Origin of the sequence: Lachnospira eligens, from assembly GCF_009680455.1 — a bacterium.
Classification (GTDB): domain Bacteria; phylum Bacillota; class Clostridia; order Lachnospirales; family Lachnospiraceae; genus Lachnospira; species Lachnospira eligens_A.
Genome location: NZ_WKRD01000005.1, coordinates 142882 through 167176, shown reverse-complemented (window position 1 = coordinate 167176; position 24295 = coordinate 142882). Strand labels below are relative to the sequence as shown.

Annotated in this window: 28 protein-coding genes; 13 read left to right on the top strand and 15 right to left on the bottom strand. The window is 35.8% G+C overall.

The window, feature by feature from the left end; genetic code table 11:
* Window positions 1-3 precede the first annotated feature (3 nt).
* From GKE48_RS07950 to rsfS, 10 genes are all read left to right on the top strand, one after another.
* Window positions 4-1233, top strand: coding sequence for a ribonuclease E/G (locus tag GKE48_RS07950; protein WP_154300817.1), 1230 nt, complete (start codon window positions 4-6; stop codon window positions 1231-1233).
* Window positions 1234-1250: 17 nt separating this feature from the next.
* Entirely contained in the window at window positions 1251-1847 is a 597-nt protein-coding gene (locus GKE48_RS07945; protein WP_173016908.1) for a phosphatase PAP2 family protein, read from the top strand.
* Between the two features lie 150 nt (window positions 1848-1997).
* A complete protein-coding gene (rplU, locus tag GKE48_RS07940; protein ID WP_012739253.1) occupies window positions 1998-2306 on the top strand; it encodes a 50S ribosomal protein L21 in 309 nt (102 codons plus the stop codon).
* 33 nt (window positions 2307-2339) lie between these two features.
* Complete coding sequence (locus GKE48_RS07935) at window positions 2340-2666, top strand: ribosomal-processing cysteine protease Prp (protein ID WP_012739252.1); 327 nt, start codon at window positions 2340-2342, stop codon at window positions 2664-2666.
* A gap of 4 nt (window positions 2667-2670) precedes the next feature.
* Entirely contained in the window at window positions 2671-2961 is a 291-nt protein-coding gene (rpmA, locus tag GKE48_RS07930; RefSeq protein ID WP_022098585.1) for a 50S ribosomal protein L27, read from the top strand.
* 105 nt (window positions 2962-3066) lie between these two features.
* Entirely contained in the window at window positions 3067-4359 is a 1293-nt protein-coding gene (gene obgE / locus GKE48_RS07925; protein ID WP_154300815.1) for a GTPase ObgE, read from the top strand.
* A 17-nt stretch (window positions 4360-4376) separates the two neighbouring features.
* Entirely contained in the window at window positions 4377-4664 is a 288-nt protein-coding gene (yhbY, locus tag GKE48_RS07920; RefSeq protein ID WP_022098583.1) for a ribosome assembly RNA-binding protein YhbY, read from the top strand.
* Window positions 4661-5269, top strand: a complete 609-nt coding sequence (gene nadD, locus GKE48_RS07915) for a nicotinate-nucleotide adenylyltransferase (protein ID WP_012739248.1) — start codon at window positions 4661-4663, stop codon at window positions 5267-5269. Before yhbY ends, nadD begins: the two co-directional genes overlap by 4 nt.
* Window positions 5270-5280: 11 nt before the next feature.
* Window positions 5281-5877, top strand: a complete 597-nt coding sequence (gene yqeK, locus GKE48_RS07910) for a bis(5'-nucleosyl)-tetraphosphatase (symmetrical) YqeK (protein WP_154300814.1) — start codon at window positions 5281-5283, stop codon at window positions 5875-5877.
* A 3-nt stretch (window positions 5878-5880) separates the two neighbouring features.
* Complete coding sequence (rsfS, locus tag GKE48_RS07905) at window positions 5881-6231, top strand: ribosome silencing factor (protein WP_154300813.1); 351 nt, start codon at window positions 5881-5883, stop codon at window positions 6229-6231.
* A gap of 367 nt (window positions 6232-6598) precedes the next feature.
* On the opposite strand, the gene lexA is transcribed toward rsfS, so the two are convergent.
* Window positions 6599-7219 (bottom strand): transcriptional repressor LexA, encoded by a 621-nt coding sequence (gene lexA / locus GKE48_RS07900; RefSeq protein ID WP_154300812.1) that lies wholly within the window; start codon window positions 7217-7219, stop codon window positions 6599-6601.
* A gap of 177 nt (window positions 7220-7396) precedes the next feature.
* Here lexA and GKE48_RS07895 point away from each other — a divergent pair, with 177 nt between their 5' ends.
* The 3 genes from GKE48_RS07895 (at window position 7397) to GKE48_RS07885 (ending at window position 10212) form a co-directional block, all read left to right on the top strand.
* Window positions 7397-7774 (top strand): LysM peptidoglycan-binding domain-containing protein, encoded by a 378-nt coding sequence (locus tag GKE48_RS07895; protein WP_055214931.1) that lies wholly within the window; start codon window positions 7397-7399, stop codon window positions 7772-7774.
* Between the two features lie 146 nt (window positions 7775-7920).
* Entirely contained in the window at window positions 7921-9066 is a 1146-nt protein-coding gene (locus GKE48_RS07890) for a DEAD/DEAH box helicase (protein ID WP_154300811.1), read from the top strand.
* A 96-nt stretch (window positions 9067-9162) separates the two neighbouring features.
* Window positions 9163-10212 (top strand): tyrosine-type recombinase/integrase, encoded by a 1050-nt coding sequence (locus GKE48_RS07885; protein WP_022098577.1) that lies wholly within the window; start codon window positions 9163-9165, stop codon window positions 10210-10212.
* A 69-nt stretch (window positions 10213-10281) separates the two neighbouring features.
* On the opposite strand, the gene GKE48_RS07880 is transcribed toward GKE48_RS07885, so the two are convergent.
* The 14 genes from GKE48_RS07880 to mutL all read right to left on the bottom strand — a co-directional run bounded on the left by GKE48_RS07880 (window position 10282) and on the right by mutL (window position 24280).
* Window positions 10282-10677, bottom strand: coding sequence for a methylglyoxal synthase (locus GKE48_RS07880; protein ID WP_022098576.1), 396 nt, complete (start codon window positions 10675-10677; stop codon window positions 10282-10284).
* 40 nt (window positions 10678-10717) lie between these two features.
* Window positions 10718-11881 (bottom strand): FtsW/RodA/SpoVE family cell cycle protein, encoded by a 1164-nt coding sequence (locus GKE48_RS07875; protein ID WP_022098575.1) that lies wholly within the window; start codon window positions 11879-11881, stop codon window positions 10718-10720.
* A gap of 13 nt (window positions 11882-11894) precedes the next feature.
* On the bottom strand, window positions 11895-12170 hold the full coding sequence (gene minE / locus GKE48_RS07870) for a cell division topological specificity factor MinE (protein WP_012739238.1): 276 nt from the start codon (window positions 12168-12170) through the stop codon (window positions 11895-11897).
* 48 nt (window positions 12171-12218) lie between these two features.
* Window positions 12219-13031, bottom strand: coding sequence for a septum site-determining protein MinD (gene minD / locus GKE48_RS07865; RefSeq protein WP_055214926.1), 813 nt, complete (start codon window positions 13029-13031; stop codon window positions 12219-12221).
* 108 nt (window positions 13032-13139) lie between these two features.
* Window positions 13140-13892 (bottom strand): septum site-determining protein MinC, encoded by a 753-nt coding sequence (gene minC, locus GKE48_RS07860; RefSeq protein WP_334296466.1) that lies wholly within the window; start codon window positions 13890-13892, stop codon window positions 13140-13142.
* Window positions 13893-13936: 44 nt separating this feature from the next.
* Window positions 13937-16690, bottom strand: a complete 2754-nt coding sequence (locus GKE48_RS07855) for a penicillin-binding transpeptidase domain-containing protein (RefSeq protein WP_022098572.1) — start codon at window positions 16688-16690, stop codon at window positions 13937-13939.
* Window positions 16674-17207, bottom strand: a complete 534-nt coding sequence (mreD, locus tag GKE48_RS07850; RefSeq protein ID WP_022098571.1) for a rod shape-determining protein MreD — start codon at window positions 17205-17207, stop codon at window positions 16674-16676. Before mreD ends, GKE48_RS07855 begins: the two co-directional genes overlap by 17 nt.
* Window positions 17208-17226: 19 nt before the next feature.
* Window positions 17227-18066, bottom strand: coding sequence for a rod shape-determining protein MreC (mreC, locus tag GKE48_RS07845; protein ID WP_022098570.1), 840 nt, complete (start codon window positions 18064-18066; stop codon window positions 17227-17229).
* 15 nt (window positions 18067-18081) lie between these two features.
* A complete protein-coding gene (locus GKE48_RS07840; protein WP_022098569.1) occupies window positions 18082-19098 on the bottom strand; it encodes a rod shape-determining protein in 1017 nt (338 codons plus the stop codon).
* Window positions 19099-19120: 22 nt separating this feature from the next.
* Complete coding sequence (gene radC / locus GKE48_RS07835; RefSeq protein WP_022098568.1) at window positions 19121-19813, bottom strand: RadC family protein; 693 nt, start codon at window positions 19811-19813, stop codon at window positions 19121-19123.
* Window positions 19814-19832: 19 nt separating this feature from the next.
* Window positions 19833-20096: a DUF4321 domain-containing protein gene (locus GKE48_RS07830; RefSeq protein ID WP_022098567.1), complete on the bottom strand. Its 264-nt coding sequence runs from the start codon at window positions 20094-20096 to the stop codon at window positions 19833-19835.
* A 79-nt stretch (window positions 20097-20175) separates the two neighbouring features.
* Window positions 20176-21450, bottom strand: coding sequence for a methionine gamma-lyase family protein (locus GKE48_RS07825; RefSeq protein ID WP_022098566.1), 1275 nt, complete (start codon window positions 21448-21450; stop codon window positions 20176-20178).
* A gap of 2 nt (window positions 21451-21452) precedes the next feature.
* Window positions 21453-22394 carry a tRNA (adenosine(37)-N6)-dimethylallyltransferase MiaA gene (gene miaA, locus GKE48_RS07820; protein ID WP_022098565.1) on the bottom strand — a complete coding sequence of 314 codons (942 nt, stop codon included), beginning with the start codon at window positions 22392-22394 and terminating at the stop codon, window positions 21453-21455.
* 8 nt (window positions 22395-22402) lie between these two features.
* The gene (mutL, locus tag GKE48_RS07815) at window positions 22403-24280 is read right to left on the bottom strand and encodes a DNA mismatch repair endonuclease MutL (protein WP_022098564.1); all 1878 of its coding nucleotides are present in this window, start codon (window positions 24278-24280) and stop codon (window positions 22403-22405) included.
* Window positions 24281-24295 lie beyond the last annotated feature (15 nt).

Below are 24295 nucleotides of genomic sequence, written 5' to 3'. Positions count from 1 at the left end.
TTTATGGAATATAAATATATAATCACAGATATTAACAATAAAATCTTCTGTTGCATATATACTTCTGATAATACCTGCCACTATCTTAAGCCTTTAGATAGTGGCAGTGTTGTTGGTAACATATATGTTGGAAGAGTTGAAAATGTAGTTAAGAATATTAACGCTGCATTTATTGAGATAGAGGATAAGCAGAAATGTTATTACTCTATACCAGACAACAAAGCACCAATATTTTTTAATGAGAAAAACAATCCTGCAATATGTCAGGGCGACAGAATTCTCGTAAAAGTTATAACTGAGCCGCTTAAAACCAAACCTGCAAAGGTATCTTCAAAGATAGAGCTTACCGGCAATTATTCAGTTGTTTCCAACGATGTAAAAGGTGTTCACATTTCAAAAAAGATAAAATCTAATGAAACAATCACAGAGATAAAAAAACGTGTTGCTGACATTCTCATTCAGAAGCAGCAGGAAGCCATAGAAAAAACAGGCTATGATTATCTTTCAAATTTCGGAATAATATTAAGAAGCGGCTGTGCTGATGCTGATATTGATGATATTATTAAAGATGTAAACACATTGTGTGACGAATACACTGATATGCTCCAAAAAGCTGTTTTTTCAAAGTTCTATACACTTGTACATAAAGACAGACCTGGATATATTGAGGAAATTGTTCATCTGTCTGGAAAAGACAGTGTTGAGATTATCACAGATATTCCGGCTATATATAATGAATTAGAAACATATCTGCCTCATAGCAGTAATATAAGTATCCGTATGTATAAAGATGAATTATGGCCTTTATACAAGCTCTATTCTATAGAAAAAGAGATAGATACCGCTCTTTCCAAGAAGGTCTGGTTAAAATCAGGTGGATATCTTATTATCGAACAGACTGAAGCACTTTCTGTCATTGATGTTAATTCTGGTAAGAATGTAGCTAAGGCAAAGAGCATGGAAGCAATCGAGGCTTCTGCATTAAAAACTAATCTTGAAGCCGCAGACAAGCTGTGCCAGCAGATTAAGGTAAGAAATCTCTCGGGAATTATTATCGTTGATTTTATTAATATGAATCAGAGAAATTGCGATATTCTGATGGAACATTTGAAATCTCTGGCAAAAAAGGATATAGTAAACACTACAATCGTTGACATCACCAAGCTTGGTCTTGTTGAGATTACACGAAAGAAAATTGGAAAAAGTCTGTCTGAAAGTCTTAATAAAGCCTGAAAATGCATGGAGGATTTATGGATAATACTGAAGTAAATATTTCACAGGAGATTCCTGCATACGAAAGAAGATATAGAAAGATATCAGAATGGTTTCTTAATTGTAAGCCGGCTTATGCAATTCTTAAATTCATATACAAATATATGGCTTATTTTATCGCATTTGCATACATTCTTCTTATAATAATGAGTTTTCATGGGACTTTCTTTTCTGAGACAACTCCGATTATGTTAAGAAACAGCGGTATAGTTGTTGAAACTGATAAATTTTTACTTACATCCAAGCTTATTCTGACACCTTTTACATCATTTATTCTTGTATCAGTTATAAGAAAATGTATTGATGCGAAAAGACCCTATGAAAAATACAATATAAAGCCCTTGTTCGTTAAAGATACTAAAGGGGAATCAATGCCAAGCAGACATGTTTTTTCCATTACAATTATTGCGATGTGCTGGTTTTATGTTTCTGTTCCAGTAGGGATTATAATGCTTATGCTTGTAGCAATTATGGCAGCAAGCAGAGTGCTTGCAGGAGTACATTTTGTAAGAGATGTTGTTGCCGGATTCGCAGTAGGAATTATATGTGGAATTGCCGGCTTATGGATTATCTGAAAATTTTTAAAATATTTCTAAAAAACATTTGACAAATAGTAACTGAATGTATATTATATATTTTGTGTGCCGCTCAGTTAGGGTATAAGTGTATCTGATGTATGTCGGATTCCCCAAAACTGGCGAGTATTTAATTAAGGAGGATACCATATGTACGCAATTATAGCAACAGGTGGTAAGCAGTACACAGTTTCTGAAGGCGATACTATCAGAGTTGAGAAGCTTGCAGTTAATGCTGGTGACACTGTTACATTTGATCAGGTTCTTTTTGTAAACAACGGCGAGGCTAAGGTTGGTGAGCCAACAGTTGCCGGTGCTACAGTTACAGCTAGCGTTGTAGGCGAAGGCAGAGATAAGAAGGTTATCGTTTACAAGTACAAGAGAAAGACTGGATATCACAAGAAGAATGGTCATAGACAGGCTTACACAGAAGTTAAGATTGAAAAGATTAATGCTTAATTTTTGTATGGATGTTTGTGAGGTGTGTTATTCATGACTCATATAACTTTTTTTAAGAACTCTGAAAAAGAGATCACAGGTTTTTATTCTGCAGGTCATGCAGGATATGCTGAATCCGGCAGTGATATTATATGTTCTGCTATTTCAGTTCTGACAATCAATACTATTAATTCGATAGAGGCTTTTACCGATGATAAGTTTGATGTGTCAGTTAATGAGGATGAAGGAATTGTTATCTTTAAGATGGCTATGCCTGTTAGTCCGGAAACTTCGATTTTACTTAAGTCATATGAATTAGGTGTTAGTTCTGTGGCTGAGGATAATCCGAAATACTTATCAATTAGTGTTAAGGAGGTGTAACCTTATGTTAAATATGAATCTTCAGTTATTCGCTCATAAAAAGGGTGTAGGTTCTACAAAGAATGGTAGAGATTCAGAGTCTAAGAGATTAGGCGCTAAGAGAGCTGACGGACAGTTTGTTTTAGCTGGTAATATTCTTTACAGACAGCGTGGAACAAAGATTCATCCAGGTGTTAATGTTGGTCGTGGTGGCGATGATACATTATTCGCACTTGTTGATGGAACTGTTAAGTTCGAAAGAAAGGGCAAGGATAGAAAGCAGGTTTCTGTTTATCCTGTTGTTTCAAACGACTAATTTGTTTTTTAGCTCCAAGTCTTCGGATTTGGAGCTTTTTTCTTAATTTGTAAATGTTAATTCTAAACAGTTAACATAATTTAAATATAGAATGGAGGAAAGGTTATGTTTGCAGACAGAGTCCGCATTTTTATTAAATCCGGCAAGGGTGGAGATGGTCATGTAAGCTTCCGTAGAGAGCTTTATGTTCCTGCTGGCGGTCCTGATGGCGGCAATGGCGGTCATGGCGGAGATATTATTTTTATGGTCGATAAAGGGCTTAATACACTCGGTGATTTCAGACATAACAGCAAATATATTGCTGAAAGCGGCGAAGAAGGCGGCAAGAGAAGATGCACAGGTAAAGATGGTGAAGACCTTATAATTAAAGTGCCTGAAGGAACTGTTATATATGATGATGAATCCGGTAAAGTTATTGCAGATATGTCTGGAGATAACCTTCAGGAAACTATTCTTAAAGGTGGCCGTGGTGGTAAAGGTAACATGAACTATGCTACATCTACCATGCAGGCTCCACAGTATGCACAGCCTGGACAGGATGCGCAGGAATTATGGGTTCGTCTTGAACTTAAGGTTATTGCTGATGTTGGTCTTGTAGGATTCCCTAATGTTGGTAAATCAACATTTTTATCAAGAGTAACTAATGCAAGACCTAAGATTGCCAATTATCATTTCACAACACTTAATCCTAACCTTGGTGTTGTTGATCTTGATGGTGGTAAAGGTTTCGTTATTGCTGATATTCCTGGTCTTATTGAGGGTGCATCAGAAGGTGTTGGTCTTGGACACCAGTTCTTACGTCATATTGAGAGAACTAAAGTCATTATTCATATTGTTGATGCAGCTTCAACTGAAGGCCGTGATCCTATAGCTGATATTAAGGCTATTAACAAAGAGCTTGAGAATTATAATCCTAAGCTTCTTGAAAGACCACAGGTTATAGCAGCTAATAAGATTGATGTTATATATAATGATGGCAGTGACCCTGTACAGGCTATAAGAGATGCATTTGAGCCGGAAGGTATTAAGGTATATCCTATATCAGCTGTTACAGGACAGGGCGTTAAAGAGCTGTTATACGCAGTCAGAACACTGCTTGATAACTTCAAGGACGAACCTGTATTATTTGAAAAAGAATTTGACTACGACGAGCTTATGGATAATCCTAACGAAAGCTTTGAAGTTTCTATTAACGAAGATGGCGTATACGTTGTCAACGGACCAAAGATTGATAAAATGCTTGGTTATACTAACCTTGAATCTGAAAAGGGATTTGATTTCTTCCAGAAATTCATGAAGCGCTCAGGTGTTCTTGATGAACTTGAGAAGCTTGGAATTGAGGAAGGCGATACAGTTATCGTTGGTGATTACCTTGAGTTTGATTACTATAAAGCATAATTAATAGGAGAGAATATATGACAAGCAAACAGAGAGCTTATTTAAAGGGTCTTGCAATGACAATGGATCCAATATTCCAGTTTGGAAAGAACAGTCTTACTCCTGAGAACACTGCAGCTATTGCAGAAGCTCTTGAGGCAAGAGAACTTATCAAAATAAGTGTTCTTAATAACTGTGCCGATGACCCTAGAGAAATCGCACAGATGGTTGCAGAAAGAACACGCTCACAGGTTGTTCAGGTTATTGGAAAGAAAATCGTTCTTTACAAGGAATCTAAGGACAACAAAAAAATCATTTTACCATGATTAATTCAGACAAAATAATAGGTATTATGGGGGGGACATTTAATCCAATCCACAAAGGACACACAGGTATTGCCAGATGTGCTTACGAACAGTCTGATATTGATGAAATATTATTCATGCCTTCAGGCACACCTGCTTACAAAGATAATTCTCCAATTGTAAGTGCAACTGACCGTTGTAATATGGTAAAGCTTGCAATTAAACCTTTTGATTACATGTCACTTTCTACGATTGAAACTGACCGTCCCGGTAATACCTACACAGCCGATACACTTGCACAGATATATGATTCATATAAGAAAATATATTTTATAATAGGTGCAGATTCGCTTCTTTATATTCAGGACTGGTATCATCCTGAGTATATATGCAGCCATTGTCATCTTTTATGTGCTAACAGGGACAATAATTCAGCCAGTGTACTTATAGAGCAGAAACATTTTCTTGCTGATAAATATGGTGCGGTTATTGATTTTATTGATGTTCCGGAACTTCCTTACAGTTCAACTGATATACGAAAGAAGGTTGCAATGGGTCTGTCAGTAAAAGAAGATGTCGGCGAAGAAGTAGAAGAGTATATAAAGTCCAGAAAACTTTATGTTTAAGAGGTTTTATTATGGATAACAAATATATTGAACAATTAAGAACACAGGTAAAAGACGCACTCCGTACAGACAACATGCGATACCAGCATACACTGGGTGTTGCTAATACAAGTGCCTGTCTTGCCATGTGTCATGGTGCAGATATGAACAAGGCGTATATTGCAGGTCTTCTTCATGATTGTGCCAAATGTGTTCCTGATGATGTAAAGATTGCTGAATGTGAACTATTTGGACTTCCAATATCAGATATTGAGTTTGAAAGTCCTTATCTGCTTCATTCAAAGCTTGGTGCATATTATGCAACACACAAGTACAATGTTGAAGATGATGAAATATGTTCTGCCATCCAGTGGCATACAACAGGAAAGCCTGCAATGACTTTATTAGAAAAGATTGTATTCATTGCAGATTATATTGAACCCTACAGAAATAAAGCTGCCAATCTTGATGACATAAGACATATGGCATTCACTGATATTGATATGGCGGCTTATGTAATATTAGACGACACCCTTTCGTATATAAGAAAAACTGGTCGTAATATCGATACACAGACCGTTGATACCTACGAATACTACAAAGGGATTATTAAAGAAAGAGAGAATTAAGATATGGCAGATTCTAAGAATATGTTAAAGGTTATCATAGATGCCTTACAGGATAAGAAGGCTGAAGATATCAGAGTTATTGATATCAGCAATGTATCTGTTATTGCAGATTATTTCGTTATTGCTAGTGGTAGCAATACTAACCAGATTCAGGCTATGGTAGATAATGTAGAAGAAGAAATGTTCAAGGCTGGCTTCGATGATCCTAAGGTTGAGGGTTATAATACAGCTTCATGGATTCTTCTTGATTACAAGGATGTTATTGTTCATGTATTCTCTGAGGATGACAGAGCGTTCTATAATATTGAACGTATATGGCGTGATGGTAAAGAGGTTGATATTAACAGCCTGTAATGTTTAGGCTGGCTTCCCGGAGAGGGACTCTGTCGTAGGTATATAGATAATAAGAACCCGCTTTCGCTCGGTTTCGGACGCAGCGGTACTAGGTTCGCTGCCTGCAGCAGCTTACCAAGTGCCGGCGTCCTCAAACGGTTCTGATTATCTATATACCTACGGCTTCGTATGCCACCGGGAGGATGCAGTGCATTACGGTTGTTAATTGTGGGATAATAAAAATATATCCAGCTATAGATATATTTAAATCCGGACGCCGTGAGAGCTTGTTTTGTTGCTTTGGCAGCTCACCAAGCTCTCACGGCTGGTTATCGGATTAGTTATATATCTATGGCTGGATTTTTTCAATCAATAATAATAATTCTTATTAGTTGATACCTAATCTTATTAAACCGATTACTTTTCCTAGTATCTCGCAGTCGTCTACGATGATTGGGTCCATGAAGTCGTTCTCTGGCTGGAGTCTTATGTGTCCGTTCTCCTTGTAAAAACGCTTGACTGTTGCTGAATCATCTACTAGTGCAACAATTACTTCTCCATTAGAAGCTGTATTCTGCTTTCTTACTATTATCTGGTCGCCTTCGTAGATTCCTATATTAATCATGCTGTCACCCTTGACCTTTAACATGAATACCTCTCCACCTGGCATGTATTCAGATGGAATAGGAAAGTACTCTGTTATATTCTCAACGGCAAGAAGTGGCTGTCCTGCGGCAACCTGACCTAATAACGGGATATTAACAACCTCTCTCCTTGAAAGATTAAAGTTATCATCAATTATCTCTATTGTACGCGACTTAGTCGGGTCTCTTCTTATATATCCATTCTTCTCCAAAGACTCAAGATGTGCGTGAACAGATGATGTAGACTTAAGATTAACTGCCTGACATATATCCCTTACTGATGGTGGATATCCTTTGTTAAGAATCTGTGATTTAATATATTCAAGAATCTCAGACTGTTTCTGAGTTATTCTGCCATATGCCATATTACGAACCTCCATTAAATTCTTTTAAATAATTTTACCACATTTATACATTATGTGCAAACATAATTTCTGAAAAAATGTTCGGAAAATTTGTTCGATTTTTATTGACAAACGCATGTTCTGATTATATAATCAACTCATAACAACAGAACACTTGTTTGATTGGAGGTTTTACGTATGAATAATTCAGAATACACATATAGAAGAGCAGCAGCTAAGAAAAGAAGCGACAGACGCAGAAGAAACAGACAGATGACTGTCAAGTCATTAAGAATGGTTATTATATGTTCAATTCTTATATTTGCCGTTTCTATTGGAGGCATTATTGTCAAGGCTTCTGATGACTCGAACAGAACACGAACATATAAGTATTACACAACAGTATCTGTAGAAGATAATGATACATTATGGTCACTTGCTGACAGATATAATAATGGGGATGAAGATACAGCTTCATATATTAACAATATAATGCAGATGAATGATTTATCATCTGACACAATCCATTCAGGTAAGAATCTTGTAATATATTATTATTCAACTGAGATAAGATAATATCTAATTGCATATACATTTCCCGCATGCAGTGAAAAGCTACTTAATATTGGACTTTTCACTGCATTTTTGTTAAAATTTATTGATAGCGAAATGGCTGTAGATATAACTTAATATTTAATAATTTATTTATAAGGAGATTAACCATGAAATTTAGCGATATAGAGACTATCTCTCAGGGTGTATCAGATTATCTTTCAGATAATAAAATCGTCGATATGACCGAAATACAGCGTCAGACGTATAAGCATATAATGGACAACCGTGATATTATAGCTTGTTCATCAACCGGAACAGGTAAGACACTTGCATATCTTATCCCGATTATTAACAGATTAAAGAGTAATACTCATAATATTCAGGCCGTTGTTCTTGTTCCAACAGCAGAGCTTGCAATACAGGTCAATAATACGCTTAAAGATATCTTTGCACATATGGATAATACATTTTCATCTGTTGCATTAATAGGAGATGTGAATATATCAAGACAGATTGATTCTATTAAATCTAATAAGCCTGCAATAATTATCGGAACACCTAACCGCATACATCAGCTTATAAGTAACAAGAAGATTAAAGTACATGAGGTTAAGACTCTTGTTCTAGATGAGGCAGACAAGCTCTTTGATAAGACATTTATTCAGGATGTAGAAGCAATTAGAAAGTCTTTAATGAAGTTCACACAGGTTCTTTTATTCTCTGCAAGCGTAGATAAGAAGACAAGGACTAATACTTTGTGTTTCAAACCAATATTCATTGATATTAACAGTAATTCTGGTAATACAAGTCAGATTCCTTCTACAATCAAGCATATAAGCGTTATTTCTGACAGAAGGGAACGAATTGAAACTTTAAGAAAGATTATTAAAGCTGTTAAACCAGAGAAAGCAATTATATTCGTTAATTCCAAGTATGATCTGGAAGAATCCCTTCAGAAGCTTGAATATCATCATTACAATGTAGCTTCAATTGCCGGTAATAAAGATAATTCAGCCAAGAAAGCTGCAATAGAGAATTTCAGAAGTGGAAAGATTCAGCTCCTTATTGCAACAGATATAGCAGCCAGAGGACTTCAGATTGATAATATTGATACAGTAATTAATGTAAACCTTCCTGAGGACAATAAGGAATATATTCACAGATGTGGACGCTGTGGACGTAATGGCAATGCAGGAACATGTATATCTATTATAACTGATAATGAACTTAACAAGATTAAATCATACCAGAAAGCATTTCACATCAATATAGTCACTAAGAAGCTCTATCAGGGGAAATTAGTTGCAAAATAAGAGATTGCAGAATATAATTATCCATGCAGTAATCACTTCGCTAAAGTCAGGTTTAACGAAGTGATTAGTAATTTTTTATATATGGAGGTATTCTTAATGGCTGAAAAAACATACACCGAACAACAAAACATCAAGTACAAAAAAAAGCTTAATGAATTACTTGATATATTACCAGATTTCTGTACACAGTATTTTGACAGTCTTGAATTTAATAAGCAGCCAAGAACTAAGATTGCCTATGCAATGGATATTAAAGGTTTCTTTGAATTTCTCATTGAATGCATACCTAAGTTCAGTTCATATGCAATGAAAGACTTTAAACCACAGGATTTAGAAAAAATAGATGGTACAGATATAACCAGATACTTACGCCATATAAAGCTTTACAAAAAGAACGGCCGTGATATAACTAATTCTGAAAGTGCTGCCAAGCGTAAATTATGTGCTTTAAGACGTTTTTATGAATATTACTGCCGTTATGAAATAATCAGTTTGAATCCGACTATAAAAGTTGATATGCCTAAAATTCATGAAAAAGCTATTATAAGAATGGAGCCTAATGAAGTTGCTGAATTTCTTGATAATGTGGAATCAGGCAATAAGCTCACCAAAACACAGCTCCAAAGCCATGAAAAGCTTAAAACACGTGATCTGGCTCTCCTTACACTTATGCTTGGAACAGGTATACGAGTGTCTGAATGCGTTGGATTAGATATTAATGATGTGGATTTTGATAATGACAGAATCAGAGTTATAAGAAAAGGTGGTTCTGAAAGCTTTGTATACTTTGGTGACGAAGTCCGTGAAGCACTTCTTAATTATCTTGAAGAAAGAAAGAATTTAACGCCTGATGAAGGACATGAGAATGCACTATTCATATCAGCAAAAAAGAAGCGCCTATGTGTGCGATCTGTTGAACTTCTTGTTAAGAAATATGCCCAGACTGTTACAACTGTAAAGCATATTACCCCGCATAAGCTTCGAAGTACTTATGGTACTAATCTATATCAGGAAAGCCAGGATATATATCTTGTTGCTGATGTTTTAGGACATAAAGATGTTAATACTACACGGAAGCATTATGCAGAGATTGTAGAAGAAAACAAGCGTTCTGCAAGAAACATTGTCAAGTTAAGAAAAGATTGACAATGTATAAAAGGTGATACTCTTCCACTATTATGTGGCAGAATATCACCTTTTATTATTTTAATTATTCTACTGATAAATTTCACGCCATTCCATATCGCCTCTCTCAAGAGATTTAACAAGCAATTCCGCTGTTGCAAGATTAGTGGCCAATGGAATATTATACATATCGCAAAGTTTGCATATATTATCAGAATCCGGTTCATGTGCTAAAGGATTCTCTGCCTCTCTAAGAAAAATAACAAGATCTATCTGGTTATGTTCAATCTGTGCACATAACTGCTGGTCACCACCAAGATGTCCGGCAAGAAACTTATGTATCGATAAATTAGTAACCTCTTCAATAAGCCTTCCTGTTGTACCTGTAGCAAAAAGCTGATTCTTATTAAGAATACCCTTATATGCTATACAGAAATTCTGCATTAATTTTTTCTTAGAATCATGTGCTATTAAACCAATGTTCATTTAAGCTTCCCCCTAATGTATAAATTAAAATGTATAAAAGCTATCCTCTGAAATCATCTGCAAACATATCATCATCTCTTTCAACATTTCTTTGCAGACTTACATTGAGTACAATGCCCATAGCTATGAATAATGTAAGTAAAGATGTGATACCACAACTAAAGAAAGGTAATGGAACTCCAGTATTAGGAAGTATCCATGAAACAACACCTATATTAATAAATGTCTGAAATCCAATATATATTGCTACACCACAACATATCAGCCTTCCTTCAAAATTTCTTGCTCTCACAGCTGTTATTATACACTCCAGAACAATCAGAAACAATAAAAAAATTGTAATACAACTTCCGGTAAAGCCTAATTCTTCACCTATTACTGCAAATATAAAGTCATTCTGGGCTTCTGCAATATATCCGGCATTCTTTAAAGAAGAAGTATCATTATTATTAAGACCTTTACCATAAAGCTGACCAGAACCAATAGCCTGAACAGCATATGCCTGCTGATATGTTCCAGCATCAGTCATATCTACTTCTTCTGACTTATTACCTTCAATAAAGTCAACAATACGCTTTCGCTGATAATCTTCTATAAGGATTGGATGTTCAACTGATACAACATATATCAAAAATGCTGATATAACCGGAACTGCAATTAATATCGCAATTCCAAATATCTTATAACTTACCCCGGCACAATAAAGCATTGCAATAATAATAAGACATAAAAGTATTGTCGTTGAAAGGTTAGGCTGCATAGCAACTAACAATATTGGAAATAATGTTAAACACGCTATTAATGCAAGAAACTTAATTGAATTAAGCCTCTCTTTATTAGCAGCAACAAGCTTTGCGACCAGTAATATAAGTGCAAGTTTTAAGAATTCTGATGGCTGTAACTGTATAGGTCCTATCTTAAACCACCTTGTAGCACCGTGTGATCCATGACCAAACACTGTAAGAACACCTATAAGCATTACTGTAACCACACCATACCATATCCAGAAATACTTAAGAATCCAGTTGTAATCAATAAATGATACAATAAACATTATTATGAATGACACAACCATACCAGCACCCTGTTTCATTGTATATGCACTGTTGGCACTATTAACCACAGCAAGAGCAAATACTGATGTTACAATCAGAATAAATACCAATATAAAGTTGTATGAACGCAATTTATATTTTTTTAACATAATAAAACCCTTATTACTTTTCGCTGTTTCTCATATCCTTAATTGGAATATTAGCGAAAATTGCTGGTACAGAGCCATTGTTAGTATCAGATTCCGTTGATGTAATCTGAATATCAAGACCATCTGTATCAATTTCCATATACTTTGAAATGACTTTAATAATATCATTCTTAATCATTTCCATAACCTCTGGTGAACAGTTAGCTCTGTCAGAAACAAGCAAAAGCTTTAATCTGTCCTTAGCTACATCACTTGAACCTTTTTTCTTAAATAAATCAAGTAATCCCATATTTAATCCCTCCCTGAATAAGCCATATGTGACTTATTATAATACATATTAATTCTTCTTATCACTCTTAAAAAGTGAAGAAAGCTTCTTAAAGAAACCTCCCTTACCATTAAGATCAAGGAATGGAATCTCCTCACCGGTAATTCTACGGCAGATATTCATGTATGCCTGTCCTGCAAGAGAATCATCTCCTACAAGTGGCTGTCCCTTATTAGTTGCCACAACGATATTTTCATCATCTGGAACAGCTCCAATAACATTAAGCTGTAAAATATCATTAACATCATCAATAGACATCATCTCGCCTCTGTTTACCATATCCATTCTGATTCTGTTTACAATTAAATCTTCATGATTCTGAAGTCCGTGAGCGTCAAGGAGTCCTACAATTCTGTCAGCGTCCCTGATAGCAGAAACCTCTGGTGTAGTAACAACTAAAGCTCTGTCTGCACCAGCAATTGCATTCTGGAATCCCTGCTCAATCCCTGCAGGACAATCAAGAATTATGTAGTCAAATCCTTCAGGATCATTCTTAATTTCATCAATAACCTTAATCATCTGTTCAGGTGTCACAGCTGACTTATCTCTTGTCTGTGCTGTTGGTAAAAGAAACAGATTAGGACATCTCTTGTCAGCAATCATAGCCTGCTTTAATCGGCAGTTACCTTCAACGACATCAACAAGATTATATACAATACGGTTTTCGAGTCCTAATACAACATCAAGATTTCTAAGGCCTGTATCTGTGTCAATCATAACGACCTTCTTTCCAAGTTTAGCAAGACCTGTACCAATATTAGCTGTTGTTGTAGTCTTACCTACACCACCCTTTCCTGATGTTACAACTATAACTTCACTCATATTAAACCTCCATTAATAATTCATAATAAATCGCAATATATTAATTATGCGAGATTTTTTCTGTTAAATCAACTATTTTTTTATAAAACAGTATAAAAACATATTAAATTAATCTAAGCATATATCATCCAGTGCATTCTGCTCTAAATCTTCGATATATATATTCTGGTCATAGACATAAGCAATCTTAGGTTCTACAACCTTAACTTTACCTCTGCCCTTTGTAGCTTTAGTTCCTGAATCTGAGCTTCTTGCAATAATATCTCCAATTTTAATCTGCATAGGACTCATTTCAAGTGCAACAACAAATGCATTCTCGTTGCCATCGACACCGGCAAATATATTACCTTTAAGACTTCCAAGTACTATAACACTTCCCTTGGCAACAACTTTTCCTCCCGGATTAACATCGCCTAATACAACAACACTTCCGTCAGCTTCAAATACCTGACCTGAACGAAGTGTCCCTTTGTAGAACATACATGATGTTCTTTGATCTGACACTGTCTGGCTTACCGGCTGTAAAGCTGGTTCCGGCACCTGGACCGCCGTACTGGAGATAGCTTTCTTAACAGCTTCTTCATATACAGTTTTCATGTCATTATTCTCATCAAGAACGCATACAATATTAAGGTCAGATACATCCGATATAATATTAAGTATTTTCTTTTCTTCTTCTGCAGATAAATCTCTTCCATCAAAAGAAATTGCCATATTTGCATTATTAAAGAACTTTGATGCATTTTTAAACTTATCTGAAACACTTTCAAGTAACTCTTCAAAAGGCATCTCATTGTCAAGAAATACTGTTATTCCACTTTTACTTCCTTTGATTATGACTGAATTATCCAAAGCACTCACCTCACATTTTATATTATTATTTCTTTAGTATATATCAATAAATATTATTCATTAATATTAAAAAGCATTTTATATATCTCTGCGCCTAATGTTACTGCATTAGAAGCTGCATAACCATTCTGAATACGCACAGCCATACAATATTCAGGATTATCATAAGGTGCATATGATATTAATGTAGCATGGTCAGGATCCGTTGTCCTTTCCTGTGCAGTTCCTGTCTTAGCAGCAATCGACATATGCAATGATGATAATGCTGTATATGTTCCTGCAGCCATATTCATACCAGAATGAACTGTATTCCATATATCAGAACTTAATTCTACCTGATTATTAACTTCTGCGTGGTTTTCCTTAATAATATTGCCATCATAATCAGTAATCTTATCAATAAGAGTAAGATTATAACATGTACCTGATGTTGCAAGCGTTGTAACATAACGGGCAAGATTAAGTGTACTGTATCTGTGGTTACCCTGTCCGATTGCTGATGCAATGGCATTCTGTGAAGATGCACCAGGTGTTCCTTCCTCAATCTCTATGCCAGTTTTGTTAGATAACCCCAACATATCAGAATAGTTCTTTAATATATTAGTTCCATAAGTACTATTATATGAACCATTCTTACTACATGCAAGATTATAACCAACATTATACATATAAACATTACATGAATCTCTTATCGCAGTAGCAGCCGATTCACTTCCATGACCCCATCTCTGCCAGCATCTTGGTGAAGGCGTTACCTTGTCAAAGACTCCTGAACAGTTAAATACAGTAGATGATGATATTATACCTGTATCCATGCCGGCAATAATTGTACATGGTTTATAAGTAGAACCTGGAGCAATAAATGACTGTGTCGCCCTGTTAAGCAGAGGACTTGCATTATCAGTAACAAGTGAACTGTAATACTTTGCATCTACTGTTCCTGACAACTTGTTATTATCATAACTTGGATATGAAACAAGTGCCAAAATATCGCCATTATTAGGATTAGTAACAACTGCTGAGCCTGAGCATGGTTTAAGTGCAAGCTGTCCAACAGTAATAATCTTATTAGAGATAACATATGACATAAATTCATATGCTCCCATGCTTCCTGATGAAAGAGATTGATAACGTGAATCATCTGCATTCATATCAAGAACGCCCTGTTCATAAAGAAGCATACACACCTGTCTTCCTGAAATACTTCCAGCATTAATCATATATTTGTACATTTTCTTAAAAAATGCTGTATCAGAATCAAGTGCTGAAATAATATAATCAACAAGTGCATCATATGACTCCTGAAGACTTGTATACTTCTCTGATGTAAGCGATGACATATCTATCCAGTTCTTAGATATACCATACGTCAAAAGCTGTGAGAGACTTGTCGAATCCCCGTATACCCAGTCATAATAAACACTGTCGCTTGTATCAACATTAGCCAGACTGAATATATTCTCACTTCTTAAAAGGTCATATATATACCAGATATACAACTGCTGTTCCTCTGAAAGTTTTCCATAAGCAGTGTTACCAGATTTAAGCTCACTATCCAACCATGATAAAGTCTGTGCCTTTTTTGTCTCAAACTGACTGTAAATCTCAGCTTCATTAGGTGTATTCTGTTCTTCAATTTCTTTTAATGAAACCAGATTATTATCAATAAGTGCAAAATATACTTCCTGTGCTGTTATATATATAGTATCAACATCACCAGAACCATTATAAGTTATCTTATTGCTTCCAGGTGTGAAATATTTCATGAATATATCGGTTATCTCATCTTCTATTGCATTATATATTGATTTCTGAAGGTTAATATCTATTGTAAGATATACATCATGTCCAGCCTGTGGATCTTCCTGATCAAGCACCTCTGTAACTCTTCCTACAGTATCAACATATACTGATTTCTCACCCTTTACTCCGGATAACTCATTCTCCATGCTCTTTTCAATTCCTGATTTACCAACAACATCATTACTTTCATATCCATCGCCAAGCTCCTCTAATTCTGAATTAGAGACTGTTCCAGTATATCCAAGTATTTGTGAGCAATATACACTATCAACATATCTTCTTATATACTGCTCTTCCACAGTAACGCCAACAAGACCATCACTGTTTTCCAGTATAGCTGCAACAGTTTCATCCGATACTTCATTTGCAATAATAAATGTAAGATATCTGTTATACGAATTGGCAGCCATATATCTTCTTAGATTAACAATCATAAGAGAATGTTCTATTCCAAATTCATCATAATTAACCTCATAAGTCTTACAAAGGTACTTGAACATATTCTCTGCTGATGTAGCCTTCTGTTCGTCAGAAAGTGCTGCTATCGACTCAGTTCCATAAGAATCTCTTAAAAATCTTAAAAGCGATGTACCCTCAACATTATATGAGAACTGTCCATTATTATAGATAATAGGAAAATCATTAGAATATGTATCTCCATGATTTTCTATAATATCTAATGTCTTGTTAATAGAATTATTAATAGTTGTATTCTTAGTTGCGTTATCTGAATATCTTCCAGAGTCGCTTATCTTGACTGCATATGACAGATCATTGTAAGCAAGAAGAACACCGTTACGGTCATAGATACGGCCTCTGGCAGCCGCAACACTCATATCTTTCTGTATAGAACTTGATAAGTCTTCGACATATGAATCTCCATTTATTATCTGAAGAACAAACAATCTGTGAACAAGAACAGAAATCAGAACAATAAATACAAGAATCATAGGAAAAATTCTGGATTTAAGAAGACTTATAATGTACTCAAATACTTCCTTCATCAATCTTACCCTTCTTCTTTCTCTCTTTTCCTTGCTCCGTTATAACACAAAAATAATGTATCGGATGATATATCAGTAATGAAACAAGAGCTGTATAAACAACCTCCGGCAATATAAAGCGTGACATAAAAAATCCAACATTAAGTCTATTTTGAAGCAGAAAATTACCAATATATGATATGAATCCATATCCAAAATCAGCTGTAATCACAAGTGCAAGAGGGATAAGAACTTCCCTTACCTCGTACTTCTGATAAAAAAATCCCGAAAAATATCCTATGTAAATAAAAATAAGTGCTGTAAATCCGAACAAACCGGAATAGAACAAATCATACATAATTCCAGCAAAAAATCCTGCAAACATTCCATCATTCTTACCACAGAAGAAGCCAAAAAATACAGGCATAATAATAAGCCAGTTTGGTGAAATATTAGCAATTGATATTACTCTTGCTGCAGAAACCTGCATGATATAGAAAAACAATATAATAATTAATTCTGTTATCTTTCTTTTCATAATAAATTGTCCTAAACACTTATTCTTTAAGCTGTGTTATAACCAGAACCTCCTGTAAATTATTAAAATTCACAGCAGGAACAATATATCCTGACTGGGTAAGATTATTAGAATCCAGCTTAACATCCTTAATATACCCAATCAGAATTCCTTGCAGATACCTATCACTAATATTAGAAGTAACTACTTTATCGCCATTTCTGACAACAACATCACTTTTAAAATGTGATACGCGTATCATGCCTGTATCCATCAGTTCAACATCTCCCTGAACAATACATGTTTCATTAGTATCTATAAGCATTCCACTTACATTGCTGTTATTCTCTGTAATTGTCTTAACAATAGAATAATTACTTCCTGTTTCAGAAATAATTCCTACCAGCCCTCCGCTGGCAATAACATTCATATTAACTTTAAGACCATCGTCAGTTCCTTTGTCAATCTTGAATGACGAATGCCAGTTATCTGTAGTAACTTCAATAACCCTGGCTCCAACTTTCGAATAACCTGCATACTGCTGGTCTAGCTCATATAAATCACGAAGTCTGTTAAGTTCATAAGAATCCTGTTTTAACTGGTTATTCTCTTCTGTAAGATCATCAACCTGACTCTGAAGCTTCTTATTCTCATCAAGAACAACTGATATCTCCTGAAGTGTCTGGTATTTATCATAAACCCAGAATCCAATATTGTTCATACCCTTCTGTACCGGAACTACAACCATTGAAACGCACTTTTTAAGAGGCTTGGTAAGCGTATCTGTAAAAAAGCTCGTACCAATAAAGAAACAGCACAAAACCGTAAGTGCAATGAGAATATTCTTCGAAGTCATAAGTGAAGAAATATTCTTTCTCATCTTAAAACCTGCCCTTTAATCAAAATTTTTCTCTGTAGGAGTATATGCAACCTTAGCAAATTCCGGATTAGATACAACTCCCATAAGACCTCTTACAACACTCTCTGCAGGATGTTCAACAATATTGACATTAAGATTAGTTTCATCTTTGATAAACTTTTCAAGATTGTTAATCTGTGCAGTTCCTCCTGTAAAGTAAACACCATCCTTGATTATATCAGCTGCAAGTTCTGGTGGTGTTCTCTCAAGTATAACCTTAATAGCATCCATAATAGAATGTAATGAATCAATTATAGCCTGATATATAACATCGGAAGAAATATCAACACTTACAGGAAGACCTGATAAAACATTTCTTCCAAAGCCAGGTGCAAAACTCTCTGCTACTGGAACAGCACTTCCTAACTCTTTCTTTAAATTTTCCGCAGTTTTACTTCCTATAACAAGATTATAAGCCTTTCTTACATTACTTATAATACAGTCATCAAGCTTATTACCACCAATCTTAACAGCCTTGCTTATAACAATTCCGCCTAAAGAAAGAACTGAAATCTCAGTTGTCTCTGCTCCGATATTAACAATCATAATACCCTTAGACTTAGTTACATCAAGGCCTGCACCTATAGCGTCTGCAACAGGTTTATCAACTACATAAACATTCTTTGCCTTTACTTTTGAATCAACAACTAATTCATAAAAAGCTCTCTTCTCTACTTCTGTTACATCTGTTGGTACAGCAATATAGAAATCTGATCCGGTAATCTTCTTTCCTTCATTAATCTTATTAAAGAAGTTAAAAAGAAGTGTCTGCATATTCTCAATATCAGCTATCACACCAAACTTAACCGGGAAAGAAACCTCAATATGCTCTGGAGCTTTCTCATACATTTCATATGCTTCATCTCCAAAAGCTAAAATCTCTGTTTTATTAGCTATAGCTATAATATTCTTTTCATTAAGTATCTTATCCTTATCACTGCAGCACATTTTAAAATTACTTGTGCCTATATCAATTCCGTATGCATTACCCATGTCTTAATTCCTTTCTTAATTGTTAATTAATGTATTGCATTTGTTTAAAGCTGAAATAAGAATTATCTCCTATAACAATATGATCTAACAGCTCAACGCCAATAATTCTGCCGGCTTCCATAATATTCTTAGTAACCTTCATATCCTCTCTGCTAGGAGATGGATTGCCTGATGGATGATTATGCAGGATAACTATCGAAGCTGCCCTGCTGTCAAGTGCCTCCTTAAATATTTCCCTTACAGAAACCATTGAACCAGTAGAAGTTCCAACAGACATCACCTTATCTCTAATAAGGCGGCACCTGTTATCAAGCATTACAAGAACCAGATGTTCTCTCTTTAGATGTCTCATATCTTCCATATAATATTCTGCAATAGTTTCAGCATTCGAAAAGTCAAGTCTTTCTCTAGCCTTCTGCTTTGCAATTCTTCTTGAAAGTTCAAGAATGCAGCATATCTGGACAGCCTTTGCCTTTCCTATACCCTTAATCTGCATAAGTTCTGAAACGGACATACCATAAAGACCGTTAAGATTGCCGGCATTCTCCAGTAACTTCTCTGCAAGCTGGATAGAACTTAAACCATTGGTTCCTGTTCTTATAATCGCTGCCAGAAGTTCAGCATTATCAAGTGATGATGCACCATACTCAAGACATTTTTCGTAAGGAAGCAGTTTTTTTTCCTCCACACCTGTTATTATATTCTCATAGACCATAAATTAAACAGCAGTCAGATTAAATAAATCTGTAAATAATAATTGCGAGTATAACTCCTATTATACTGGCAATAGTAATCTTAATCTGGAGTGCAAATGTTATTACAAGTACTCCCAGATTTAATACCAGCGGATTGTCAAGCCCGAAACTCTGTCCATAAGACAGCCAGCTAAGTGCATGCACACTGGCAGTAAGTTCTGCAATAAGACCGCCAAGCACAATGCCTATCAGAATGAATAGCCATAAAAGCCAGCCGTTCTTATATTTAGAAATATTACTCATAGATTTTCATCCTTTAACCATAAATTGGAGTACGGAAAAATCCATACTCCAATATATTATAACACAAATATTAATTCAATCAAAGCTTTATAAGGTCTTTTTCAAACATTTTCTGAACACTCATCATAATTCCAAGTTTGGCATGATACCATGTAAGTCCCCCCTGGAAGAATACCGAATAAGGTTCTTTTAACGGACCATCAGCAGAAAGCTCTATTGATGAGCCTTGAACGAAGGCTCCAGCAGCCATTATAACGTCTGAATCGTATCCTGGCATCGGCCATGGTTCTGGTGTAACAAAGCTGTCAACAGGTGCTGCAGCCTGAATTCCTTTACAGAAAGCAAGAAGCCCGTCTGCACTTCCAAGTTCAACTGCCTGAATAATATCATATCTTGGCTCACTTCCATCAGGTCTTACTACAAAACCTGCCTTTTCGTATACATTTGCAGCAAATATAGCACCTTTAAGCGCACCTGCAACAACTACAGGTGATAAGAAAAGTCCCTGATAAAAGCTCTGGTTTACGCCAAGTGTTGCACCGACTTCTTTTCCAAGCCCCGGTGAAGATAATCTGTAAGCTGCCTGTTCAACACATTCTTTCTTTCCTGCGATATAGCCGCCGCATGGAGCAAGTCCGCCACCAGGATTCTTTATAAGTGAACCGACTATCATATCAGCGCCAACCTCTGAAGGCTCAATTCTTTCAACAAATTCACCGTAGCAGTTATCAACCATGCATATAACATCTGGCTTGATACTTTTGATAAAACTTATAAGCTCGCCAATTCTTTCAACTGAAAGTGTTGGTCTTGAAGCATATCCCTTGGAACGCTGGATTGTTACAAGCTTTGTTCTTTCATTGATTGCATTCTTAATACCCTCATAATCAAAACCACCATCTGGCAGCAGGTCAACCTGTGCGTATGTAATTCCATATTCTGCAAGGCTTCCCTTAGAAGGTCTGATACCGATAATCTCATCCATTGTATCATACGGCTTCCCAACCGGTGATAAAAGCTCATCACCTGGTCTTAAGTTAGATGATAAAGCTACATTTAACGCATGAGTTCCGCAGATAATCTGTGGTCTTACAAGTGCATCCTCTGTCTTAAATATATCTGAATATATTTTCTCAAGAGTATCTCTACCGTCATCATTATAACCATAACCTGTTGTTCCTGATAAATGCATTTCGGCAACCTTTTCATCCTGCATCGCCTTTATAACCTTCATCTGGTTATATTCTGCATTCTTATCTATCTCTTCAAATCTGTCATGAAGCGACTTAATTATATTGTCGCAATAATCATACACCTCATCACAGATTCCCATATTTTTATACATTTCTCTCATAATTAAATAATTTCCTTTTCTTTTAGTTGTTCAAGCATATACGAAAGTGCATCTTCTCTTCGTATCTGGGAAAAATCCACCCATGTAACTGATGGTTCTCTTCTAAACCATGTAAGCTGTCTTTTTGCAAAATGTCTTGTATCCTGCTTAATCATCTCTCTAAGACCTGCCTCGTCACATCTGCCCTCAAGATAATCGAACACCTCTTTATATCCGATTCCCTGCATGGCAACATCGTCCTTTACAAGCCCCATGTCCGACAAATGTTTTACCTCATCAAGCAGTCCGTTGTCAAACATTATATCAACACGCCTGTTTATTCTGTCGTATAAAATTTCTCTTTTATCATTAAGAACAAAATAACAAAAATTATAAGGCGACTCTTTAGCTCTCTGCTCATTATTATGCTCTGATATCTTTCTGCCTGTCGTCTTATAAAATTCAAGTGCACGAATAACTCTTTTGACATTATTAGCATGAATTGCCTCTGCAGATTCAGGGTCAGCTTCCTTTAACATATCATGAAGCACCTCTGCACCCTTAGTATCAGCAATCCCCTGAAGATAATCTCTATATTCATAGTCACTTTCATCATCTTCAAATGTAGAATCATATAAAAGTGCCTGTATATAAAATCCGGTTCCGCCAACAACTACAGGAATATGACCGTTCTCACGGATTTTTTGTATTGCATTTGTTGCCATAGACTTAAATCTTGCCACATCAAAGCCCTCTGAAGGCTCAATCTCATCAACAAGATAATGCTTAACCCCCTGCATCTCTTCTTTTGTTATCTTGGCAGTTCCGATATCCATATATCTGTATACCTGCATGGAATCGGCGCTTATTATCTCACCATTTACCGCCTTTGCAAGTGCAATGGAAAGTTCAGTCTTTCCAACTGCTGTCGGACCTGTAAGTATTATTAAAGGTTCTTTCTTCATATCAGCCTCTATACTATTCGTTTAAATTTCTTTTCTATCTCATATCTGCTCATCATAATAAGTGTTGGTCTACCGTGCGGACAGTTATATGGATTCTCTGCCTTCATAAGCTCGTCCATCAGTTCAAATGCCTCATTAAATGACAGTCTGTTATTGCCCTTTACAGCCGCTTTACATGACATGCTTGCAACCTTTTCAGTAATAATATCAGGATCTTTGCTGGCACTTTCTTCAGAAAGTCCATCCAGAACATCAATAAGGAGCTGTTTGTAATCCATCTTAGGAAGTCCTGCTGGAATTCCTGTAACCTTATATTCATTGCCGCCAAACTCTTCAATCTCATACCCTAATCTTTTAAATATATCCTGATTAGTCTTGTATATTTCTTCCTCATGCATGTTAAGTGACAGTACAATAGGTGGAAGAATCATCTGAGTTCCAATCGTCTTATTATGAAGCTTGTTCATCGTTCTTTCATAAAGCACTTTCTCATGCGCCGCATGCTGATCCATCATATAGAATTTATCTTCAAATTCAATAAGCCAGTAAGTATCAAACAGCTGCCCTATGATTCTGTATTTGTTACGGCTGTTCTCATCAAGAAGCTTATTCTCAAAAAGATTCATCTGCTTTGGTGGTTCAGATTTTGTCACAGCTTCATATCTTACTTTATCTTCTTTAACCATCTGCAGAGAACCCTTAATTTCAAATGGCTCCGGAAGTCTTTTCGGCTTAATTTCTGCTTTTGCAGACTCTGCAGATTTTGTCTCTGTCTTACATGGCATACTATCCGAAACATTCTTCTCTGGCAGCTTAACATCCGGCATAACATTTCTTACAACAGGTGCTTCCTGCATTTTAACTGCAACAGGATCAGGCACAGAAACTTCTGCAATAAGTTCTTTTGAATTAAGAGCTTTTAAACATGTATCATATACAAAATTATATATATATTCATTGTTCGAGAATCGCAGTTCCATCTTGGTTGGATGTACATTTACATCAATAATTGCAGGATTAATCTTAAAATGTATCGCACTGAACGGATAATTATGTGGCATTATAAAGCCCTTATAGGCATCCTCTATAGCCTTAGTTATAATACTGCTCTTGATATATCTGCCGTTGATATAATAATTCTCATATGTCCTGTTTCCGCGGACAACCATAGGCTTGCCAATAAAACCAGAAGCCTCAATATCCTGCGACTTGCCGCTGATTTCATACAGATTATTAGTTATATCCCTGCCATACACATTATATATTATATCTTTAAGATTCATATTACCCGATGTATGCAGCTTATTCTGGTTATTACTTATGAACCTGAACGAAATATCAGGATGCGAAAGTGCCAGATATTCCACAAGCGAACCAATATATCCTCCCTCGGTAGTCGCTGTCTTTAAGAACTTTCTTCTAACAGGAGTATTATAGAAAAGATTTCTTACAATAAATGTAGTTCCCTCCGGAGCGCCTATTTCTGCCACTTCACCTGGTACTCCGCCATCAATTGTATAACGCACACCACTCAGACTGTCAGCAGTCTTGGTAATAAGTTCAACCTGTGATACAGCAGCTATACTCGCTAGTGCCTCACCTCTGAAGCCCAGAGACGAAACAGCCATAAGATCTTCAATTGATTTAATTTTACTTGTTGCATGTCTTTTAAATGCTATCTCAATCTCATCTTTATTGATACCACTTCCATTGTCAGTAACCCTGATAAATGAAATTCCACCTTCCTTTATCTCAACTGTAACCGCAGTTGCTCCGGCATCTATAGCATTTTCAACAAGTTCTTTAACTACAGAAGAAGGTCTTTCGACGACCTCTCCTGCAGCAATCTTATTAATCGTATTCTGGTCTAAAAGTGTTATTGACATACAATCCTCCCTGTT

Coding starts and splice junctions, on each gene's coding strand:
- radC (WP_022098568.1), bottom strand. CDS start 19,813: ATGGTCTATGAGAATATAATAACAGGTGTGGAGGAAAAAAAACTGCTT.
- GKE48_RS07825 (WP_022098566.1), bottom strand. CDS start 21,450: ATGAGAGAAATGTATAAAAATATGGGAATCTGTGATGAGGTGTATGAT.
- GKE48_RS07830 (WP_022098567.1), bottom strand. CDS start 20,096: ATGAGTAATATTTCTAAATATAAGAACGGCTGGCTTTTATGGCTATTC.
- GKE48_RS07950 (WP_154300817.1), top strand. CDS start 4: ATGGAATATAAATATATAATCACAGATATTAACAATAAAATCTTCTGT.
- minE (WP_012739238.1), bottom strand. CDS start 12,170: ATGGGATTACTTGATTTATTTAAGAAAAAAGGTTCAAGTGATGTAGCT.
- rplU (WP_012739253.1), top strand. CDS start 1,998: ATGTACGCAATTATAGCAACAGGTGGTAAGCAGTACACAGTTTCTGAA.
- minD (WP_055214926.1), bottom strand. CDS start 13,031: ATGAGTGAAGTTATAGTTGTAACATCAGGAAAGGGTGGTGTAGGTAAG.
- GKE48_RS07840 (WP_022098569.1), bottom strand. CDS start 19,098: ATGGGTAATGCATACGGAATTGATATAGGCACAAGTAATTTTAAAATG.
- GKE48_RS07875 (WP_022098575.1), bottom strand. CDS start 11,881: ATGTTAAAAAAATATAAATTGCGTTCATACAACTTTATATTGGTATTT.
- GKE48_RS07935 (WP_012739252.1), top strand. CDS start 2,340: ATGACTCATATAACTTTTTTTAAGAACTCTGAAAAAGAGATCACAGGT.
- obgE (WP_154300815.1), top strand. CDS start 3,067: ATGTTTGCAGACAGAGTCCGCATTTTTATTAAATCCGGCAAGGGTGGA.
- rpmA (WP_022098585.1), top strand. CDS start 2,671: ATGTTAAATATGAATCTTCAGTTATTCGCTCATAAAAAGGGTGTAGGT.
- GKE48_RS07895 (WP_055214931.1), top strand. CDS start 7,397: ATGAATAATTCAGAATACACATATAGAAGAGCAGCAGCTAAGAAAAGA.
- GKE48_RS07855 (WP_022098572.1), bottom strand. CDS start 16,690: ATGAAGGAAGTATTTGAGTACATTATAAGTCTTCTTAAATCCAGAATT.
- yhbY (WP_022098583.1), top strand. CDS start 4,377: ATGACAAGCAAACAGAGAGCTTATTTAAAGGGTCTTGCAATGACAATG.
- GKE48_RS07945 (WP_173016908.1), top strand. CDS start 1,251: ATGGATAATACTGAAGTAAATATTTCACAGGAGATTCCTGCATACGAA.
- yqeK (WP_154300814.1), top strand. CDS start 5,281: ATGGATAACAAATATATTGAACAATTAAGAACACAGGTAAAAGACGCA.
- mreC (WP_022098570.1), bottom strand. CDS start 18,066: ATGAGAAAGAATATTTCTTCACTTATGACTTCGAAGAATATTCTCATT.
- rsfS (WP_154300813.1), top strand. CDS start 5,881: ATGGCAGATTCTAAGAATATGTTAAAGGTTATCATAGATGCCTTACAG.
- miaA (WP_022098565.1), bottom strand. CDS start 22,394: ATGAAGAAAGAACCTTTAATAATACTTACAGGTCCGACAGCAGTTGGA.
- nadD (WP_012739248.1), top strand. CDS start 4,661: ATGATTAATTCAGACAAAATAATAGGTATTATGGGGGGGACATTTAAT.
- mutL (WP_022098564.1), bottom strand. CDS start 24,280: ATGTCAATAACACTTTTAGACCAGAATACGATTAATAAGATTGCTGCA.
- GKE48_RS07885 (WP_022098577.1), top strand. CDS start 9,163: ATGGCTGAAAAAACATACACCGAACAACAAAACATCAAGTACAAAAAA.
- lexA (WP_154300812.1), bottom strand. CDS start 7,219: ATGGCATATGGCAGAATAACTCAGAAACAGTCTGAGATTCTTGAATAT.
- mreD (WP_022098571.1), bottom strand. CDS start 17,207: ATGAAAAGAAAGATAACAGAATTAATTATTATATTGTTTTTCTATATC.
- GKE48_RS07880 (WP_022098576.1), bottom strand. CDS start 10,677: ATGAACATTGGTTTAATAGCACATGATTCTAAGAAAAAATTAATGCAG.
- GKE48_RS07890 (WP_154300811.1), top strand. CDS start 7,921: ATGAAATTTAGCGATATAGAGACTATCTCTCAGGGTGTATCAGATTAT.